9 protein-coding genes and 2 pseudogenes are annotated in these 17,734 nt (G+C 54.6%); 3 read left to right on the top strand and 8 right to left on the bottom strand.

Annotated features, from left to right (window positions below; translation table 11 throughout):
• Positions 1-90: 90 nt before the first annotated feature.
• Complete coding sequence (locus tag APH41_RS18355) at positions 91-348, bottom strand: hypothetical protein (protein ID WP_054920550.1); 258 nt, start codon at positions 346-348, stop codon at positions 91-93.
• A complete protein-coding gene (locus APH41_RS18350; protein ID WP_156359067.1) occupies positions 338-979 on the bottom strand; it encodes a tetratricopeptide repeat protein in 642 nt (213 codons plus the stop codon). Before APH41_RS18350 ends, APH41_RS18355 begins: the two co-directional genes overlap by 11 nt.
• 121 nt (positions 980-1,100) lie before the next feature.
• Between APH41_RS18350 and APH41_RS29085 the strand changes: the two genes are divergently transcribed.
• Positions 1,101-1,265 (top strand): hypothetical protein, encoded by a 165-nt coding sequence (locus APH41_RS29085; RefSeq protein ID WP_177333579.1) that lies wholly within the window; start codon positions 1,101-1,103, stop codon positions 1,263-1,265.
• Here the strand turns inward: APH41_RS29085 and recD are convergent.
• The 3 genes from recD to recC are packed head-to-tail and all read right to left on the bottom strand — an operon-like array spanning position 1,253 to position 10,484.
• Complete coding sequence (gene recD / locus APH41_RS18345) at positions 1,253-3,346, bottom strand: exodeoxyribonuclease V subunit alpha (RefSeq protein WP_054920545.1); 2,094 nt, start codon at positions 3,344-3,346, stop codon at positions 1,253-1,255. The genes APH41_RS29085 and recD overlap by 13 nt on opposite strands.
• Positions 3,343-7,017: an exodeoxyribonuclease V subunit beta gene (gene recB, locus APH41_RS18340; protein ID WP_054920543.1), complete on the bottom strand. Its 3,675-nt coding sequence runs from the start codon at positions 7,015-7,017 to the stop codon at positions 3,343-3,345. Before recB ends, recD begins: the two co-directional genes overlap by 4 nt.
• Complete coding sequence (recC, locus tag APH41_RS18335; protein ID WP_054920541.1) at positions 7,014-10,484, bottom strand: exodeoxyribonuclease V subunit gamma; 3,471 nt, start codon at positions 10,482-10,484, stop codon at positions 7,014-7,016. Before recC ends, recB begins: the two co-directional genes overlap by 4 nt.
• Before the next feature lie 479 nt (positions 10,485-10,963).
• Between recC and APH41_RS29460 the strand changes: the two are divergent.
• Positions 10,964-11,291: pseudogene (locus APH41_RS29460) on the top strand (hypothetical protein).
• Between the two features lie 96 nt (positions 11,292-11,387).
• Positions 11,388-11,884: pseudogene (gene radC, locus APH41_RS18330) on the top strand (DNA repair protein RadC).
• Positions 11,885-12,054: 170 nt separating this feature from the next.
• On the opposite strand, the gene APH41_RS18325 reads toward radC, so the two are convergent.
• Genes APH41_RS18325 through APH41_RS18315 form a run of 3 tightly spaced genes read right to left on the bottom strand, consistent with a single transcriptional unit; the run spans position 12,055 to position 17,729 of the window.
• Positions 12,055-15,075, bottom strand: coding sequence for a type III restriction-modification system endonuclease (locus APH41_RS18325; RefSeq protein ID WP_054920538.1), 3,021 nt, complete (start codon positions 15,073-15,075; stop codon positions 12,055-12,057).
• A gap of 12 nt (positions 15,076-15,087) precedes the next feature.
• Positions 15,088-16,950: a site-specific DNA-methyltransferase gene (locus tag APH41_RS18320; protein WP_054920536.1), complete on the bottom strand. Its 1,863-nt coding sequence runs from the start codon at positions 16,948-16,950 to the stop codon at positions 15,088-15,090.
• Positions 16,950-17,729, bottom strand: a complete 780-nt coding sequence (locus APH41_RS18315) for a DUF4391 domain-containing protein (protein WP_054920533.1) — start codon at positions 17,727-17,729, stop codon at positions 16,950-16,952. The genes APH41_RS18320 and APH41_RS18315 overlap by 1 nt, the downstream gene beginning before the upstream one ends.
• Positions 17,730-17,734: the final 5 nt, after the last annotated feature.

Here is a 17,734-nt window from a genome sequence, read left to right as displayed (position 1 = left end):
CGACCGTTTTCTTCCAGCCACAATTGCCACAGACAAATGTGAAGGGTCTTGGTCTAATGGGCATGTCATTACTCCTCTGTCCCGCTCGGATTACGCCACAGGCAGCAAGGCCTGCAGAATTTCTACCTTGCGCTGTAGCTGTTCCACATGAGCCTTTTCCGCTCGCAGCGCCGATTTGAGCTCGCGATTTTCCTCGGCATGCCAATTCGCGCGCGTTTGACGCTCCTGCGTCGTGACATGCCAATAGCTGAGTAACCGCCAGGTTTTGCCGCATCGCGCATACAGCGCAACCAGCACCGAAAGGATCAGCCCCAGCATTGCCATCGATGCCCAACTCTCAAAACCCATAGCATTTATCTCCTGACGCATGCGCAGCTCCGGCGGCCAGCCGGTACCAGTGCGTTGCCTTGGCAAAGTCTGGTGCCTGGCCATCCATTCCTTTTTCATACAGACGCCCAAGCGCTTGCGCCGCGCACATGACACCGCGTTCATAAGCCTGTTCGTAGTAACTGGCCGCAAGGTCCTGGTTAACGCACATGCCTCGACCGTACCAGGCTTGCTCGCCAAGATTGAATGCCGCCTCACCGGATCCCAGTACATACGCAAGTTTGAACAACCGCCGAGCGAGGACGCTATTGAAAGGGACGCGACGACCGTTGATCCATAGCCAGCCGAGATCATTGAGCGCATCTGGGTCTGAAGCGAGCGCGTCATCGCGTAGCGAACGATACAGAATGCGCAGCAAAGCGGGATCAGCCATAGTGGCCAGGGGGCTCGCGGCCTTGAACATGAGGTACGCAAGCTTGCCGTCGACAGGCGCTTTCAGCACTCTTAAGGACGGCATTCCAATGTCTGCATCCGCAATGCATGGTGACCGCGACTCAACAAACCGCATGCACTCGGCTTCGGGTAACAGGGCGTTCAGGAACTGGAGCATTTTTTTGTCAGGGCTCATTCGTACAGCCTTCTGGTTGATCATCTCGATAGGTCCCATTATCGAAATGCCGACGTCACTTTGTGTCGCAGACGCATCTCGACACATCCTGTCGTGGCTGATCATCACAGTGAAGGCTTAACACCCTTAACCAGAGCCTGAACCCATGAAAACCTACAAAGCCTTCATGCAACGTGTGGTCGCTACAGCAGGCCCCCAAGCCAACTTTACCATCACGGTTCAGGCGGTGACCTCTACCATGGCAAAGGTCACCGCTGAAGCGCAGTACCCTGGCTACAAATGCCTGAATGCACCCACTCAGGTGCGTTGAAGTTTTGCCAGTTCATCCTGCAGTTGCAGCGCCAGCCCGCTGGTTCGCTGCACATTGCGACTCACCGCTCCTTCAAACACCCCTGGGCTTGCTTCGACCAGACTGAACCATTGCTTGGCACGAGTGATGGCGGTGTACAACAGCTCCTTGGTCAGCACAGGGTTCAGCGCATCGGGCAACACCAAAGTCGTATGATTGAACTCTGAACCCTGGGACTTGTGCACCGTCATGGCGAAGACGGTCTCAACCTCCACCAACCGACTCGGCATCACGAAGCGCACGCCGCCGCTGCCATCGTTTCGCGGGAAGGCCACGCGCAGCACCCGTTCTGCCGAAGGACCCGGCACCCAGACGGCGATACCAATGTCACCATTCATCAAGTTCAGGCTGTAGTCGTTGCGGGTGACCAGTACCGGCCGCCCTTCGTACCAGCCCTGATCTCCGGACAACAGCTCGCAGCGGCGCAGTTCGGCGGCGACAAGCTGGTTCAGCCCCTCAACGCCCCATGGCCCGCGACGCAGTGCGCAGAGCAGGCGAAACTCATCGAATGCGGTCAACACTTTGCCGGCCCAAGCGGCCCAGCGTCCATCGTCCCAGGCAGTGTCGCTCCCGGGACGCTGGTCTCGTAGCTGCTCAAGGTAATGACGATAGCCAGGGGCATCGCCTTTACCGTTGATAATCAAATCGGTGAGCGTGGCATCGTGCTCGCCTCGCAACTTGAGGTTGAACAACTGCGCTAATTGCTGATCGAGCAGACCTCGTGCTTCAACAGCAGTTTTCTCATTGACCAGCTTCGCCAGACGCCCAATCCCTTGCTCGGCGTCGAAACGCCGGGAGTAGCGCAACATCACGGTTTGCTGGGCCAGCGGATCGCCCAGACCGACCGCCGTTTGAAATCCCGGCGCGCTGACTGCCTCACCACTGTGGGTCTTCAACCATGCCATGGTCTGCTCGCTGTAGCCGCCAGCTTCGGCATCACGACACAGGTCGCCCAACACCGAACCGGCATCCACCGACGCCAGCTGATCCTTGTCACCCAGCAGGATCAAGCGGGCCTGACGGGGCAAAGCATCGAGCAGGCAGGCCATCATTTCCAGGTCGATCATCGACGCCTCGTCGACCACCAATACATCCAGTTCCAGCGGCTTATCCCGGTGGTGAATGAAGTTTCGCGAATCCGGTCGGCTGCCCAGCAATCGGTGCAAAGTAGAAACATCGGTCGGAATCGCCTCGCACACCGGGGCGCTCACAGGCAACTCACGGACGGCCTTGCCGATGGATTCGGACAAGCGTGCCGCTGCTTTGCCGGTGGGTGCGGCGAGCCGAATGCGCAGCGGTTTTCCATCCTCCACGGCGGGGGTTTGCAGCAGCCCCAGCAAGCGCACGACTGAAGTGGTCTTGCCGGTGCCGGGGCCGCCGGTGATGACACTGAAATTGCCTCGTGCCGCCAGCGCACAGGCAATTTTTTGCCAGTCGCTGCGGCGCTCACCGTTAACTTCGAAGGTGTCAGGGAACAAGGCATCGAGCCGACTGGAAAGTTTTTCCGGTGTTACCGCGTCCACGCTCAAGCGGGTACTCAGCGCCTGGGCAATGCTGCGCTCGTAGTTCCAGTAACGACGCAGGTATAGGCGCTGCCCGGTCAACACCAGCGGCCGTTCCGGGAAGCGCTGTAGCCCGTCCCGGTCCTCCACTAGCGGGCTCAAGGTTAGCGCCTGGCGCCACTGGGTGATGTCCAGGCCTAGCAACCACTGTGACGGTAGCTGGCTGCCCTCCTCGCCTTCAGGTGGCAACGACAACACAAAGTCCGGGGCGTGCAACGTGGCGGCCAGATCCAGGCAGGAATGCCCGCGCCCCAGTTGGTGACTGGTCATCGCGGCGGCCAGCAACACACTGGCTTTGGCCTGGGGGTCCTGCTCAAGAATGAAGGTGGCGAACGAACGATCCAGCGCGCGCAACCAGCCACGGCTCACCCAATTGTCCAGTTGATGCAGCAGCTCCGTGCCGCTGGCATCACCTATGAGCACCGCCGGCTGGTCAACGTAGCGCTGGCTGTTGCTGAGTTGCTTAAGGGTCTGGCTCATACGCTGGCCTCCGCGTGTTGCCCCATGAAGAGTTGGTCCAGCTGTTCAATCAATTGCCGCGGTGGCCTTTCGAAATGAACCCCTTGAGTCGGTGCCTGGTGGCCACGGACGAACAGATACAACGCCCCGCCCATGTGCTGTTCATAGTCATAACCAGGAAGACGCAGCTTGAGCTGGCGATGCAAGGCCAGCAGATACAGGCACAGCTGCAGGTCGTAACGCTTGTCCAGCATCGTCGCGACCATCGCCTCGGCGTCGTAGGCCTGATCGTTGCTGCCCAACCAGTTGGATTTGTAGTCCGCTACGTAGTAGCGACCTTGATATTCAAACGTCAGGTCGATGAAGCCTTTGAACATGCCGTTCAACTCATTGGCGGCCAGTACGGGACGCGGTGCACCACCCAACGTGTATTGCCGCACCAGCGCATCAAGGCGCTGAACGTTCACCGCGCGACTGGAAAACCAAAACTCCATCTCTACCTGATAGGTGCTTAGGGTCGATAGTTTGCACTGGGTACCGTTGAATCGCAGTGGCGCATTCAGATAGCTGCCCAGCCAATCGGACAGAGGCTCGATCCAGGTCTCCCAATCGCGCAGATTACAGCGCCGGGCAACGGTGTTATGCAGGGTTTCAGGATTACCAGCAGCCTTGGCGAAGCCTTCGCGGCCGGCCCATTCGAATAATCCGTGCAAAAAGGTGCCCGGGCCCGCCCCTCGAGGAAAACCGTGAATCCCGGCCCCTGCAGGCAAGGTCTCAGCTTCGTCTTGTTCCTGCAAATTGGCTTCCAGCGCGGTCGCAGGCTCAAGACTGACACCCAGTTCTGCCCCCATCAGGACATTGCCGTCAGCAATGGCCAAGGCGGAGTAACTGGCAATCCACCAGTTTGCCGCTAGCTTGTGTAAGGGTCGCAATGCCGGCCCCACCGGCGGTGGCGCTGGTGCCGCATGCACATCGTCGGACGGCACCGGCGCTGCGCACACCGCAATGTCCGTGCAGCCGCTAGCCAAGCCCTCGACCACGCCAGGCAGTTGCGCCGCTGCGATCGGCTTCTCACCCGCCAGCATGTAGCCCAATCCGGCCTTGTGCAGATCCGTCGATGTGCCTCCTGCCCTGGAGCCCTGAGGCGCCACACAGATCCAGGTGGCGTAACGGGCTCGCGTCAGGGCAACGTAGAGCAGGCGCATCTCTTCGCCCATGCGCTCATTGTTGGCAAGCGCCTGTGCCGGTTTGGCCAGATCGCCCTTGATCAGCTCGATCACCAGACCCTTGTCGTCGTGGAACATGGGCGGTGTTGTGCTTCGGCCATCGATCGCCCTGGCGCTACAGGCAAACGGCAGCAGCACCAATGGGTATTCCAGGCCCTTGGACTTGTGCACGGTGATGACCTTGATCAGGTCCGAATCGCTTTCCAGGCGCAGAATTTCTTCTTCGCTCTGGCCATCGACCTGCTCGGCCAGGTGGCGGATCAACGCATGCTCGCCATCGAGTTCGGCTGCGCTGCGTTGCAACCATTCGGCCAGATGCAATAGGTTGGTCAAGCGCCGCTCACCCTGATCTTCCAGAAGTAAACGGGCCGGCACCTTGAACGTGGCAAGTAGCTTTCGCAGCATCGGCAGCACGCCTTGTTGTTGCCACAACACCCGAAAATCGCGGAACAGCAAAACCTGTTGTTCCCAGAACAACTCATCCTGATTCAATTGCTCCAGGGTCTGCCATGTCAGCCCGACGCTGCGGGTCGCCATGGCCGCACGCACCAGCCGGTCACTGGTGGGTTGAGCGCACGCTCGCAGGATATACAACAGGTCTCTGGCCTCTTCGCTTTCGAAGACCGAGTCCCTGTCGGAGAGATAGACACTGGCCAGCTGTCGATGCGCCAGGGCCTTGCGGATGGCTTCGGCTTCCTTGCGATTACGTACCAGAATGGCGATATCGGCGGGCCGCAAGGCGACGAATTCACCATTCTCTTTCAGCAAACCCGAACGCTCGGTTGCCGCGGGATCAAGCCAGGCCTGAATCGCCGATGCCGAGGCTTCAGCGGCTTTGCGCAAGTAGGTGGCGTTATTGACCACGCCCTCGGTTTCCAGCTGCCAGAAGGTCAAGGCCGGTTGATCCGTCCCTTTGATCTGCAACACATCGTCACGCCCATTGGCCTGGACACTGTTGAATGGGACCGGGTTGCCCTGGTCTTCTGTGGCAAACCGAAATGCGCCGCGAGGCTGGGCTTCAGCGAACCGGAAGCAGTGGTTGGCCGCGTCGACCATCGCCTTGGTGGAGCGATAGTTGGTCCCCAGCGTGTAATGACGGCCAGCCGTCGCCTCGCGCGCCTGGAGGTAAGTGTAGATGTCCGCGCCACGGAATGAATAGATCGCCTGTTTCGGGTCGCCGATCATGAACAGGCCGCAGTCATCCAGGTTGTCCGGGATGCGGTAAATGGTTTCGAAGATCCGGTATTGAACCGGGTCGGTGTCCTGGAATTCATCGATCAGGGCGACCGGGTACTGCTTGCGAATGGTCTCGGCCAGACGAGGGCCGGACGGGCCTTGCAAGGCTTGGTCAAGACGATTGAGCAGGTCATCGAAGCCGATTTCGGCACGGCGGCGCTTTTCTTCATCAAAGCGCTCACGCACTTCATGCAAGGCGTGCAGCAGCAACTGAGCCCGAATATCGACTTTCGCATCACGCTGTTCGACCCATAGATCGATCGCCTTGAACGCCTGATGCTCAGGTGCCACGGCCTTTCCATTCAGTGTTATGCCTGTCTGACCGAAGGCGTGTACGTTGTGCGGTGCCGGTTGCCCCCTGGACCACTGCGCCAGTTTGTTCAGGAGACCGTTGAAGACGTCATCCTGTTTGATTTTTCTGTAAGTATTGCCACTCATGTGCGGACGAATGCTGCGCAACACCTCCTCGAGTTCGTTCTGATGCTCAAGCCAAAGCTTTCGAGCGTTACGCTCCAGTTCGCCGACTGCTCCGTACCATTCACCCGGTTCTTGAAGTAACGCCTGCAACGAGCCTGGGGCTTCAAGGGGCTGGGTGTTGTATTGATAGGTCGCATCCCGTCGCGCCAGCAACGAACCAAGTGCATCCCCCAGTTCCTGCGGGCTTTTGAAACAATCACCGATGGCTCGGGCCTGCTCCACCGGCAATTCATAGAAATGCCGACGCCAATAGTCCCTGACCACCTCGGCCAGTAACTCGCTCTGGTCGGTTTCCAGTGTCTGGGTGAACAGGCTGCCACTGTCGAAGGCATGCTCACGCAGCATCCGATAGCACCAGCCATGGATGGTCGAGACAGCCGCTTCATCCATCCACTCACCCGCCAGTTGCAGCCGACGCGCGCAATCGGGCCATTCCTGCGGCGGGTACTCGGCACGCAGTTGCTGCAGCAGCTTGTCGTGTTCGCGCTCAGGTTCCAGAAAGCACTGTGCCGCTCCGGTCAAACGCGCACGAATACGGTCGCGCAGTTCTTGAGTCGCCGCATCAGTGAAGGTTACGACCAGAATCTGCGGTGGTGTCAGCAGGTCCTTGAAGGCGGCTTCACCTCCATGACCAAGCACAAGACGCACATACAACAAGGCGATGGTGAAGGTTTTGCCAGTACCGGCACTCGCCTCGATCAATCGGCTGCCATGCAAGGGAAAGTCGAGGGGGTTGAGACTCAACGGTTTCATTGGTCGCTCCCTGCGCGGCTCGAAGAAAGATGATTGAACAGTCCGCCATACAGGCGCGTGGCCCATGAGGCGAAATGACCGGAGGCGCACAGCTGATCGAAGTCAGCGTAGGCACGGCGCAAGGCGAAAGAGCTGTCCGCCTCTCCAGTGCGCATGTAGCCCCCATCGAACGTCTCGCGGGCTTTCTCGGAAGTCGCGTCGCTGTCTTTCCCGCCTCCCCCCACTTCCTCGAGCCAGGCGAATGCGCTTTTGCAGGCGACCGGCAGCGGCTCACGCATGCCCGCCACCCAGGCGTCGAGCAGCGACTGCAACTGTTCCTGCGCCTGTTGCGTCGGCATTGGCCGGAACACTACGTCCCCGTTCAAGCTGACCAGAATCGTGGTGCAGCCCGGTTCACTCAGTTGCAATGCCAGATGGCGCACCCAGGGGCGAACCAGGTTGTGCCAGCGCCAACTGTCGTCGTTGCATAGCTTCTTGCTGTCCAGCTGCAAGTAGGCTCGCTCACCTTGGGCATTGCGGCGAATGCCACCCAGCCAGTCACCCAATCCAGGGGTCGGTTCGTGCGCCGCGATCGTCGCGGCGGTCTGGCCCTCCTCGATTTCCGGCCACGCCTGCAACTGCGCGTGATAACGCTCCAGCATGTCCGGCACTGGCTCGGCCAATGCCGATGCGCTCAACGTGCCGAAGCCGCCCAGCGGCAACTTGCCTTCACGCTGTAAACGCTGCACATGCAGATCAAGCTCGGCCACCGCGTCCTCAGGTCGGTAGTCCTCTTCTACCCAACGCTTGAGTGCCTGGCTGAGTCGGTCCTGGTGTTGCCAGTTCTCAAGGCCGTCGAGCTGAAAGGTTTCGTCGTCACGGCTGGTCAATTCGTCATTGTCGAAATTGACCTTGAGCCGCTGCTGGAAGAATGCCCCCACGGGGTCGCGTACAAACCCAGCCAGTTGGCGCAGGGTCAATGGCGTGTCTTGCGCTAGCTTTGGCAATACGTCGACCGAGAGTTCCTCCGCCCGCGACTCATGCACCTCACGCCACTCATGGGAATAGGTAAACAGTCCATCAGGCCCGGGATGGTCGGCAAAGTAGGCCGCGCTGAAAGGCTGTAGCGGATGTTCTTGGGTCAAGGCATGCAGCAGCGACCCAGGCGGCGCCGATCGCCAGCCACTGGCCAGGTGATCACGCAGCTGACCGATCAGCACCGAGGGTACACGCTCGCTATTGTCGCGGATGTTGCGGCCAACCCAGCTGACGTAAAGCTGCTCTCGGGCCGACAACAGCGCCTCCAGCAACAAGTAGCGGTCATCTTCACGGCGGGAGCGGTCACCGGGGCGGTAATCGTTGCGCATCAGGTCAAAGTCGACTGGAGACTGTTGACGCGGGTAGTCACCATCGTTCATGCCCAGCAGGCACACCACTTTAAACGGGATCGCACGCATCGGCATCAACGTGCAGAAGTTCACTGCACCGGCGAGAAACCGCTGCGACAAGCCGCCCTCTTCTATGCCGGAAAGCCAGGTCTCATGCATCACGCTCAATGGCAAGGGCTCGGCGAACTGCGCGGACTCGCAAGTGCGGAGCCAGTCATCGAGCAGCTTGAGCAATTGGTTGACCAGCAACTCTTCGGAATCCCCCACCGGGCGGAAGAACACCTTCAACAGCGATTGCAGGCGCTCGACCCAGAGTACTGGCGTGACCGGCTGCTGCAGGTCCTCACGGGCAATTTCCAGGTGATCGAGCAAGGTAAACAGAGGTCCCGCCAGTGTAGCTTCCAGGCCAGAGACCTCGTCATAGGGCTCGACTCCATTCAGTTCAGGCCCTTGACCGGCCGCGTAGCCCAACAGCATGCGGCGCATACCAAAGCGCCAAGTGTTTTGCTCCAGGCCCGCAGGCATATCCAGGCTTTCGCGCTGCTGCGCATCGAGGCCCCAGCGCACACCGGCACCGTCGATCCAGCGCTGCAGGATCGGCACATCCGCTTCCTTGATGCCGAAGCGCGCACGCAGCGCCGGCACATCCAGCAGGTCGAGAATATCGCTGACGGCGAAGCGGCTACGGGGTAGTTTAAGCAAGTGTTCGAGGGCGATCAGCAATGGCTGGCGGCCACGCTGCCCCTGGTCGGCCAGGGTAAAGGGCAGATAACGAGGGTCATGACGCGGCACCTGACCGAACACGGCCTCGATATGCGGTGCATACGCATTGATGTCCGGCACCATCACAATCACATCACGTGGGCTTAGCTCAGGATTGGCACTGAAGAGAGCGAGCAACTGATCGTGCAACACTTCCACTTCACGTTGCGCACTGTGGACCACGTGAAAGCGTACCGAACGATCCTTTGCAACATCGACAGGGCCCCACACTTCGCGAGTTTCAGCCAAAGGACGCAATTCAAGAATGTCGCTTTGCAATTGACCTAGGAGGCTTGAAGGTGGCTCGTCATTGAACAGGTCGATACGCCCGCCGTTTAGGCCCTCGAACAGGTGTCGATAACTCGTCGGCTCGTCATAGTGGTCGAGCAAATTGATGTAGTCGCGACCTTGCTTACCCCACGCGGCGAGCAAAGGCTGGCCATGTTGGCTCGTTGCCATAGAGGCACTTCTGTTTGGCTGACGGCGATAGGCATGGCCCAACAAGTCTTTGTCAGCGACGATATCGCCCCAGTGATGGCGACAAGGGTTGTGCACACACAGCAACACTTGGCTGTAGCGCGAGAGTATGGCCAAGGCTTCCAAAACCTGTGCCGGCATAGATGAAATGCCAAACACCACCACACGCCGAGGTAAACCATTAGGGGGCTGCTCGGCTTCACGCAGGCGTGCGACAAAACGCTTGTGAACACCGGCACGGCTCTGCTCAAGAGCGCCCTCGCCTACATCCGCCAATATTTCGCGCCACAGCTCCGCCTGCCACAGGTTGTCGGGATCCAGCGGTTTCACACCACCTTTGATGTGCGTTAGCTGATCACGCCCGGCCGCCCAATCCTCCAGCCAATCGGCTCGATAGACCTGATACTGATCAAACAGGTCCGCCAGCCGCTCGGAGAGTTGGTAGAGTTTGCGCTGATCGTCATCCTCCTGAAGGAATCGCCGCAAACTGCTGAAATTGGTTTTACTTAGCAATTGAGGCAACAAGCGCATGAGTCGCCAACTCAGTGCCGCCTTGTCCAGTGGGGAGGACTCTGGTGTCGTCTCGGCCCCCAATACAGACCGGTAGGCCTGCCACAGGAAACGCGCAGGAAGTTGCACATCTAACGCTGCGGCGATACCGCAGCCACCATTATTAGGATCTTCAGCCAGCGCCAGCTTCAACCATTGAGCAATGCCGTTGCTGTGCACCAGCACGACTTCATTTTCCAACGGGGCCAACGGGTAGCGCTGCATCCAGCTTACCGCTAGCTCACGCAAATCGTCCAAGCGATTGCCGTGAATAATCATGAAGCCGGGCTTCAACGAGTCCGCATCCTGCATAAACGATTCCCTCAGGTCTGAACGCTCAGCTCTGCGATATAGAGCAGCAAAAGGCCATCACTTTAATCCGATATGGCTATGCGTCACCACCTCTACGAAGGTCTGCACCACCATCCATGGGAGCGGAGGATAGGCTGCTCAATGTTGTTAGAAAATGCTGGTTGTTTGCACAGGACAACTTCTCAGGCACATACCTAGCCTTTTGCGCTGATAAAGCAGCTAATAAGTAGCAAAACACGTAAAAACCTGTGCTGTTTATAGACAGGTCACGGCCTGATGCTCAATGCGACCATTAACAGCGACATTCGCCCTATGAAATAGCTAAGTAAGCAGTTCCTCGATCGTTTTTTATATAGGAAATACCCACCAAATCCGCTCTGAACCTCATTCAAAAAAAATCAAACCTATATCACGTAAATGAACGCCCAACGAGAGCGCTCCATTAACCCCCTAACACGTGTAATAGTGAGGATTTTTGAATGTATACCCAATGTCCAAATTGTAAATCCAATCGAGTAACAACAATAAACGCTGGAAGAAAAACTGGTGGTGTTATTGGCTCTGTAGGCGGTGCAGCCAGTGGTGCTGCTGGCGCCTTATCTGGAGCAGAAGTAGGTGCTGCAATCGGGGTCGTCGGAGGACCTGTAGGGATTGCTGTCGGCAGCATTGCTGGAGCAACTCGGCGGATTGTTTGGAGGCGCGGCAGGAGGTATTGCTGGAGCAGCGATCGGAGAACAAACTGATGAGAAGTTTCTAGATAACCACCAGTGTTTGCATTGCGGATACGCATTCAGTGTTCGCAACTAGAAACAGACCAACTTCCGGATGAATCCGCACCTTCATTACTACAAATTTTTTATGCGTGCTGATTCACACCATGCACCTGCTATCAGGAGCTTATTAATGAAATACCATAAACTCAGAGCCGGAGAAAAATCCGGCACTTACGTCATGGAGTCACCAGTTACCGAAGCTGATATTCTGCAGATGGCTCAACAACTCGCTATGAGTCGTCTCTCTAAAGGCCGAGCGTTGACTGAACCCAGACACGTATTTGCTCACCTTCAAACCTACTGCAATACCATGACTACGAAGTCTTTGCTTTGCTACTGCTCGATACCCAGCACCGAGTAATTGCCTTTAGGGAGCTTTTTCGAGGCACGCTGGACAGCGCCAGCGTGTACCCAAGGGAGGTAGTCAAGACGGCCTTAGAGCACAACGCAGCAGCCGTGATATTGATCCACAACCATCCATCAGGAAATCCAGAACCAAGCCGGGCAGACCGCGAGCTGACCATCAAGTTAAAAGATGCCCTCAATATGGTGGGCACACGGACGCTTGATCATATCGTCGTGGCCTGTGAGGGCTGTGTATCACTGGCAGAGTTGGGTTACCTGTAGCCTGCTTCTTCCGCCTGAAATGGTTACCCTCGGGTGAATCAGGGATAAACCACCAATGGGGACATCTCGCAGGTAGATCACTCAACCGTAAGTGGTTCACAAAAACACCTCAATCGAAATGCTTCGATTGAGGTGTTTCCATGAGCGTTTTCAGCAGATTTTTCTGAATGTTAGTCCTGATCAATGTGCGACATCATGCCATTGACATCAACCGCACGTATGTACTGTGCAGGGTTGTCGTCATTGGCGACTTCCTCAAAATGCCTTTCACCGCATTTTATTTTAGCACCCTCGACATGGCGCAGATCGCCCCACCATGTGCTGCCTTTGGTTTCTACCACGAAGTACAGTTTTTCCTGGCCTTCATCTTCGACGACCACCGCCCAGTCCGGGTTATAGGTGCCAAGTGGTGTTGGAATTTTGAACCAGGACGGCAGCTTCGCGTACACCTTTACGGCTTCATTTTTTTCCAAATCTTCGGCGAAGGTCTTCTCTACGCCTGCCGAGTCATAGACGACGTGTGTGTAGACTGACTTCTGCGCTTCCAAGGTATTCTTCAAATACCCTTTCAGCTCTTCCTGCTGGAAAAGCTCCTGCGCATAGAAGTGTTCATCGCCGATTTTGCTGTATTTGATACCATCGACCAGGGCCAATCGCTTGGTGCGGTTAATAGCCTCTGACGCGTAGTCGATGAACTGTTGCGGATTGCGGGCAAAATCTTGCAGACGATGGCTCTCTTTAAGGATTTTGACAATGCTGCCGCGGGTGAGCTGAGTCTTGTCCTGGAGGTCGGTGATAATGTCCGGAAGTTCGATGTCATTTTCATGAATAGTGGTGAAGCCGGATTTGAATGTCTCTTCTGATGTCACACCGCCCTTGCCAATCGCGATGTCAGCTTTCCGGAATTGCGCCCTAGTTTTGGTGATGGGCGGGCAGTCCAGAATAGCCTTTGCGCAATCGGTAATGAGCTTATCGTTGTTGAAGTCAACCCGGTATGTGGTCTTGTACTTGATACGCTCCCAGAGCGCCTTGAATGCTTCGCTCTGAAGAACGGCCTCGCGGGTGCAAATAATTCTGCGGTCATCCGCATTTTTGATATCGAGCTTGCCTGCCAGTTTCTTAAGAATGCCCTGGATATCTTCTTCGGCTATCTCCGCCTTGCTGCCAAGATCAGCTTTGATATCGTCTGGTAGCTTAAAGCTGCCATCCTTCAGGGCCGTGCGAAGCGAGTCCTGAACCTTGCCTTTGGCATCAACAAAGCCCTCAGCTTTCAGGAATTTCCAAATCTTTTCAGATTGGCCCACGCCGAGTGGTGCCGCCTCGCCGTTATCGTCGATTATTAGCACCGTCGCAAACTGGTGAGACTCAACGATGCCGAAGCGGATGCCGGTATCTTCTTCAATTTCCTTCTGAAGATTTTCGGCAAACTCTTCATAGCTCTCAGTCGCAATGACTGTCAGCGTATTGATGTCAGCCCCGCGCAAGCGCTGCCCGTCCTGGTTGACGCAAAGGCGCAAGCCTCGCCCGATTGTCTGACGGCGCTCCCGCTCCGAACCCATATCGCGCAATGCGCAAATCTGGAAGACGTTCGGGTTGTCCCAGCCTTCTTTCAGAGCAGAGTGAGAGAAGATGAATTTGAGCTTGGTATCGAAGCTCAACAGTTTCTCTTTCTCCTGCATAATCAGGTTATAGGCACGCTCAGAGTTATCACGACCGGCCTGGTTATTTTCCGCAGTATCTACGAGCCTTTCCTTCTTATCGATGGAAAAATAACCGTTATGGACTTCGGAAGCATTTGTCTCCAGGTCAATTTCCTTGAAGAGGCTTTGGTAGTCGCTGGAGTTTGCGAGCTTGGTATATTCCTCTTCAAACATCGTGGCATATTTGCCTTTGACTGCTTGGCCATCTTCGTCGTACTGACGATAATGCTCAACGCTATCGATGAAGAACAGGCTTAAGACCTTGATAGGCTGCTTGTTGGCAGCAAAGGTCAGCTCCTTATCGAGATGCTCTTTGATTGTCCGGCGGATCATCAGACGCTTAATCTCATCAGGGCTAACGCCGCCTGCGGCGTCACCAGGGCGCAGAGTCTCGTCGATTCCCGGTGCCTTGATCTGAATAGACTCGTTGTTCTTGCCACAAGTGATCGTGCCAATCTGCATGTTTTCGTAAATGGCACGATTAGCAATCTGCTCCAGATCGTCACCATCTTCAACTGTCAGTGTCTCGCGGCTGATTTTTTGCCCACGCTGCACATCGATTTCGATTTTTGCAGTGATCGAACCTTTACGGTTATGAGTGGATTCGAGCTTTATATAAGGCTTGTTGTTACCGCCCTCGATCTGGAGGGAGGCAACCTCAATCTGTTTGACCAGGCCCTGGTCATAAGCGTCAACCGCATCTAGACGATAAACCATGTGATGCTTATCGACATGCGTTGCCGAATAACGCAGTGTGCAAAGTGGGTTCATGGCGTCCAAAGCCTTTTTACCCTGCCCTTGCAGACCACCATCCACGCTTTGCGGTTCATCCACGATAATGATCGGGCTGGTGGCCTTTATCAGGTCTATGGGCTTTTCGCCGCCCGTATTTTCATGTTCTTTATAGAGATTGTTGACTTCCTTTTTGTTGATAGCGCCAACAGTAGTCACCATGATCTGGATATTGGAACTGGTGGCGAAACTACGCACTTGCCCGGGCTTAGATGAGTCGTAGAGAAAATACTCGTAGCCTTTCGCTTTGGGATACAAATTCTCGAAATGGTCGCGCGTGATTTTAAGCGTTTTATTCGTGCCTTCTTTAATCGCAACAGAAGGCACGACAATTACAAACTTTGTAAAGCCGTAATTTTTATTCAGCTCAAATATCGTGCGCAGATAAACATAGGTTTTACCTGTGCCCGTTTCCATTTCTACCGTGAAGTCTCCACTGGCGAGGTTACCAGCAGGGCGTAAACCGTTAGCGAGCTGGATAGCATGTAAATTATCGAGAAGCTCTTCATCAACCAATTGCAGGCGATTACCAACACCAAGCTCATTTTCCGCCAGACCAAGTGAGGACTGTGGCCCAGATTCTGTACGATAGGTAACCGTGAATTCCGAGCGCGAGATTTCCTGCCCTTTAAAAAGGCTGACGACGGATTCTATTGCCGCCATCTGATAGTCAAGATTGTCTTCAAAATGCAGCTTCATCAGTGACACTCCTTACAAGCTGCGAACATGGGTAATGCCATTCTGTTCCAGAATGGCTGCCATGTTGGTCTTCGCTATGTCATCACTGAATGCACTGTCGCGGAAAAAGACATGCGTATCTGAGGACGGACTCAGCTCTCCGTACCATTTGAGAATTCCCTGGGCAATATTTTCAACATCGGCCCGGGTGATAGACTCATCAAGGCACGCGAACAATACACCGTAACCAATGCTGTAGACTTCTTTGCCGGATACATTCCTGCTTTCGATTGGCACAGCCAGATCGATGCCGCGCTTGATTAGAAGCTCATAAAGAACATCTTGCTCGGTACGCCCTTCAATCAAGTGCTCCTGATGAGAAAGTAGCGTCTGTTCGAGATCGGTACGATCCGGGCTCCATGCACGGATGTTGGAGCTTGAAAGTTTGAAAACTTTAAATCCTGCATTAGAGGGAGACTTATTAACCGAACAGCGCTTTAGTCTCTCTTTTGTGACATCCGAAATTTTTGACAGACCAAGCTTTCTGGCAGTAATACCATGAGGTTTGCTCTCATCGATTTCTTCTGGTAACTGCACCAATATGAACCTAGACTGTTCGGTATCAAAAACAGCTGCACCGGTAGTTCCAGAGCCCGCGAAAAAATCGAGAACAATATCTCCTGCGTTAACGCCAGATACTTTCATCATTCGCTTTATTAGCTCTGTAGGCTTTACCGTATCAAAAGGAACCTCACCTTCAAAGGTGGCTTTTAGCTCTTTTACGCCTGACCTGGTGGTTCCAGAGTCTTTTGCAAACCAAATTGTTTCTGGCGTACGCCCATCAAGGTCAGCGAGGTAGATTTTTCTGATAATTCTTGTTTCGTCTTCACTGAAGAATATCTCTCCCGTAGCAATTTTGCTACTAAGAGTCTCCTTACTCCATCGCCATCCGTTATCAGGAGGATTAATTATCTTTCCGGACGGAGTTGTAATTGGATACTTAAGATTTTTCCTATACAGAGCGTTTCTAACATCGCCCGTTCGCCAATCCCCCTTTGGATCATTATCTTGGTTTGAGTAAGCTTTATTGTCCTCGTCCGTTCTTTCAAGGGACATCAGCTCAAAGTCCTCCGACTTTCTATACATCAATATATGATTATGATGCACGGAAAATATTCCGGAGTAGCCTTTTGGCTGAACACTATGCTGCCAAATGATGTTGGTAATGAAATTCTCTTCGCCGAACACTTCATCGCAAAGCATTCTCAATCTCGGTGCTTCACTATCGTCAATGGATATAAATATTGCGCCATCGTTTTGCAGCAACGACTTTGATAGCTTTAATCTTGGATACATCATGTTGAGCCAATTGGTGTGAAATCGACCAGAGCCCTCAGTATTGCTGGACACTTTCAAGCCATCGCTGTCTTTCTGCCCAGTATACTGCAAATATGTATCTAGATTATCCTGAAAATTATCGGGATATATGAATTCATTTCCAGTGTTATATGGCGGATCAATAAATATCATTTTGACCTTGCCAGCATAGCTCTTTTGCAGGAGCTTCAACACCTCAAGATTATCGCCTTCAATAATTAGGTTTTTAGTCGTATCCCAATCGACACTTTCCTCCGGGCAAGGCAATAACGTGCCCGTCGATGGCGTTAGTGCAATCTGACGAGCCTTTTTCTTTCCGTGCCAACTAAGACCATACCTTTCTTCGCCTTCGTCAACAGCCCCGGCATCACCCAGAAGTTGTCGTAGCGTATCGAAATTCACCCCACCCTCTCCGAAGGCCTCAGGGAATATGCTTTTAAGCTGTTCAATATTTTCGTTGACGATGTTCGCGCTTTCACCGTCCTGTAGAGTAACCAAATCAATAGCGGGCTTGCTCATTAAATGCTCTCTCTAATTTTTTCAATTACGTCATTAATCTGTTTGATCTTGGTATTCAGCTCAACCTGTCGCCCCATCTGCCGTTCTTTCTTCAGCTTATTGGCGATTTCTGTCTTTTGCAGGGTGAGCCTTTCAAATTCGCGGAGCCGATCTAATCGGCCCTCGCGTGGTCTCGTACCTTCGCCTTCTGCTGCCCCCCGCTCATAATGTCCGCTATGAGCAGCACAACTAATAGCTATGACACGCTCAGTAAGACTTTTATAGAAACTAAGGAAATTGGTGAAGGAAAAGCTGTTGATATTACAGTCTTCCAGAAAGGTTGCCTGCGTCGCTGTTGGCATGGCAAGGTCTATCCAATCCGTATAAAGGGGGTCTTCGACGACCCATTTTTCCTTGTCCGCCTGGTTGATGCGCTTGTCGGACAGGCTGAGGCAGATCTGGTTTTCATGGGTGAACAGCAGGATGAGCGGGTATGGGATCGACCGCTGCATGAAGGTCGCAATTCGCTTCAACCGTTTAGTCGATGTCAGATCCACCTGGAGAACTGCGATTTCAGAGAAGTCGCGCTCGCTATCAACATACGCAGCGACGTTGATAGTCGCGGCTTTTAGGGTGTAGAGCCAGCGGATCTTATCAACGTCGTCCTTCAGGGCCGTTTTATCGGCGATGTCCAGCACCCCGTTTTCAAGAAAGAGTTTCTTAAAAACGGGTTTGTTCAATTCACAGGATCTGGGAATTGAAAGATGGTCAATGAAGGCTTCCAGTGTACCTGGCGACATAGCGT

The sequence above is a fragment of the Pseudomonas sp. NBRC 111138 genome (genome assembly GCF_001320835.1).
Lineage (GTDB): Bacteria > Pseudomonadota > Gammaproteobacteria > Pseudomonadales > Pseudomonadaceae > Aquipseudomonas > Aquipseudomonas paracarnis.
Note: the sequence above shows the minus strand (reverse complement) of the source record. Positions and strands in the feature narration are given on the sequence as shown.

Coding starts and splice junctions, on each gene's coding strand:
- APH41_RS18355 (WP_054920550.1), bottom strand. CDS start 348: ATGGGTTTTGAGAGTTGGGCATCGATGGCAATGCTGGGGCTGATCCTT.
- APH41_RS18350 (WP_156359067.1), bottom strand. CDS start 979: ATGATCAACCAGAAGGCTGTACGAATGAGCCCTGACAAAAAAATGCTC.
- APH41_RS29085 (WP_177333579.1), top strand. CDS start 1,101: ATGAAAACCTACAAAGCCTTCATGCAACGTGTGGTCGCTACAGCAGGC.
- recD (WP_054920545.1), bottom strand. CDS start 3,346: ATGAGCCAGACCCTTAAGCAACTCAGCAACAGCCAGCGCTACGTTGAC.
- recB (WP_054920543.1), bottom strand. CDS start 7,017: ATGAAACCGTTGAGTCTCAACCCCCTCGACTTTCCCTTGCATGGCAGC.
- recC (WP_054920541.1), bottom strand. CDS start 10,484: ATGCAGGATGCGGACTCGTTGAAGCCCGGCTTCATGATTATTCACGGC.
- APH41_RS18325 (WP_054920538.1), bottom strand. CDS start 15,075: ATGAAGCTGCATTTTGAAGACAATCTTGACTATCAGATGGCGGCAATA.
- APH41_RS18320 (WP_054920536.1), bottom strand. CDS start 16,950: ATGAGCAAGCCCGCTATTGATTTGGTTACTCTACAGGACGGTGAAAGC.
- APH41_RS18315 (WP_054920533.1), bottom strand. CDS start 17,729: ATGTCGCCAGGTACACTGGAAGCCTTCATTGACCATCTTTCAATTCCC.